This window comes from Petralouisia muris (genome assembly GCF_004793545.1).
In the GTDB taxonomy this organism is placed as follows: Bacteria; Bacillota; Clostridia; order Lachnospirales; family Lachnospiraceae; genus Petralouisia; species Petralouisia muris.
Map to the genome: position 1 here is coordinate 1 of NZ_SRYA01000194.1, position 1,734 is coordinate 1,734.

At 41.3% G+C, this 1,734-nt stretch carries 2 protein-coding genes; both read right to left on the reverse strand.

Annotation, left to right across the window (positions count from 1 at the left end):
• Positions 1-14 precede the first annotated feature (14 nt).
• Positions 15-740, reverse strand: a complete 726-nt coding sequence (locus E5329_RS28970; RefSeq protein WP_275443883.1) for a transposase — start codon at positions 738-740, stop codon at positions 15-17.
• A 17-nt stretch (positions 741-757) separates the two neighbouring features.
• Complete coding sequence (locus E5329_RS31415) at positions 758-1,636, reverse strand: transposase (protein ID WP_275443884.1); 879 nt, start codon at positions 1,634-1,636, stop codon at positions 758-760.
• Positions 1,637-1,734 lie beyond the last annotated feature (98 nt).

The window sequence follows — 1,734 nt, forward strand, 5'->3', positions numbered from 1 at the left end:
GGTTCTTTCCAAAGTTAGTTGAATTTACGTCTTAATTCAAGCCGCAACAGCTTCCCTTTTAGTAGTTCGAAGCTGTTGCGGCCATACATAATCCGCTTCACTACTTTTAACTTATTGACGCTTCCTTCCGCAAGCCCATTATTATAATCCAGTTCAATTGCTTTTTTTACAGCGTCGATATCTCTCCTCAGTCCGTTCACAAATCTGCAAATCTGTTTCAGTTCCAGTCTTTCTGCTTCATCCATCCATTTTTCCAGTTCGTCCGGTTTCTTAGAAAACAACGTGTTTTTAAATGTTTTTACGACATCATAGACTTCTCCGATTTGCGGATATTTTTCAATCACTTTATCAAGCTGTTCCTGAGATATCTTTTTTACCTTATCGACCGGTTTATATAACAGACTTATCAGCCATTTCCGTTCTATTTTTTCTGCATTTCCCCCACTGTCTCCTTTCGCTTCTTTCATGAGTTTACGTTCGCGGGTCGTATACATCCGGATTGTCGAAGACGCCCCGTCATATCCATCCTGCTTTATGGCTTCCTCTATCTGGCGGAAAGCTCTCCCCTCCTTTATCATCTGCTTAATCTTTTCTGCATAGGGCTTGATCTTGCTGTCACGGGTTGTATTGCACCTGCCGTGTACAGGAGAAAAATCTGGAGCTTGGCAGCGCCTTACTGTAGCGTAAGATATTCCTATCTCTTCTGCAATCTTTGTACGTGTCCATCCCTGCTTTGTCAATTCCAGAACTTTTTCGATTACCTTTTTTTTTCGCAGTTCGCATTATGCTCCCTGGTCGGAAAATCTTCTCTTACGGAGTCTTTTTCCCAGTAATCAGTGGTCTCTGTTCCCTCATAATGAGACGCTGACGCCGGAATCCCTATATTAGCAGCGACAAGAGAAGCAATTACCGTTTTGGCGGCATCTGTCAGCCCTTTCAGCAAGTGAAAACGGTCACTGATTTGTATGATATTTCTATCTGCCTGTTTTATGGCGCTGTGATAAGATACCGAGCCGTCACGGGAAACAATCTCAAGATTTGGAAAAGCAGACAGCCATTCTGCTGCATCTCCAATCTCACGTGATGGGAGCAGGTCAATAATCCTGTGTGAATCAATATCTACCATAATAGTTCCATAAGTATGCCTCTTTTTAAATGCAAAATCGTCTATGCACACCTTAATGACCTTTTCTTTCTCCGGAAGGGGTATATCTTTTTTTAAGAGATTGCAGATCGTGCTTTTACCCACATCGGCAATCCCGTTTTTCAAAATGTCGGACGCATTTAGTGAACTGACATTCAGGGAAACATCCACAATCCTGTCCAGCAGACGGCTGCTTTTTTTCGCTTTTGGTCTTATAAAGGGGAAAGTTTCTGCAAACGTGGTATGGCTGCATGTCGGATTGGTACAGAACATTTTCCTGTTGCTTAAGATAATCCTGCTTTTCATGCCCATGACAGGAAGATCCTGAAAACTGCGTTCGTATACACTGTGTTTTTTTGAAGAAGCACACCCACAATAAGGGCATATGACTTCCGCTCTATTGGAAACAACATGAATAACGATGGTATCCCCTATAATTTCATGATTTACATAATCTAGTCCCGAGTCTAAAAGTTTAATAAATTCATCCATATGTAGCATCTCCCTAATCATAAGTATCCGATTACTTATCAGTATATCACACATGATTAGGAAAATCACTTATTTTCAACTAACTTCGGAAAGAACCA

Bases quoted from the DNA above. Each gene is read 5' to 3' on its own strand.
- E5329_RS31415 (WP_275443884.1), bottom strand. From the start codon at position 1,636: ATGGATGAATTTATTAAACTTTTAGACTCGGGACTAGATTATGTAAAT.